General features: G+C 64.6%; 1 protein-coding gene. It reads right to left on the minus strand.

Annotated elements, in window-relative coordinates; genetic code table 11:
- Positions 1-611, minus strand: a 611-nt coding sequence (locus NS334_RS16925) for an acyltransferase family protein (RefSeq protein ID WP_241492018.1), incomplete at its 3' end; no start/stop codon positions are given.
- Positions 612-624 lie beyond the last annotated feature (13 nt).

The raw sequence follows: 624 nt of genomic DNA on the forward strand, positions 1-624 counted from the left end.
GTCGTTCCGGCCAGCAGGCCGAAAATCGCCGGGGACCAGGTGTCGAGCGGGCCGAACGTCGTCATGAACGTGGTCAGGATGATGAAATGCGTCATATAGATCGAGTAGGAGATGACGCCGAGGAAGTGCATCGGCTTCGACCCAAGCAGCCGCGAACTGAGCGAATCCTCGCCGGTTCCAGCGAGCACCACGAACGGCCACACGAACACCAGCATCTGCGGGTTGGTCGGCCCGCGATAGGCCAGCAGCACAATGAGCGCGACGCCGCACCAGATCGCGCCGGAAAATCGCGTGCACGCGGCATGAAGCCCGTCGCGGCGCTGGAAGCTTGCGAAGGCGAGCCAGCCCGACACGAATCCGCAGGTTGCCCGCCCCAACGGGACCCAGTAGCTCACCTGGCTTTCCGGGACGCTGCCGATGCTGCCTTCAAAAAAGTAGCGAGCGAACAGCCAATAGCCGACGGCGGAGCAAAGCACGATGCCGAGAAACCTGGCGGCAGCCGTGGGCGGCGCGTTCCGGAACAGCAGCAGCGGGAACAGCGCAACGTAGCAAAACCACTCGGCCGAGAGCGACCAGGCCGGCGCGTCCCAGTGCATGCCGGTGCCGATCACGGGCCATCCATTC

It is taken from the genome of Sphingomonas endophytica, assembly GCF_001476895.1.
Classification (GTDB): Bacteria; Pseudomonadota; Alphaproteobacteria; order Sphingomonadales; family Sphingomonadaceae; genus Sphingomonas; species Sphingomonas endophytica_A.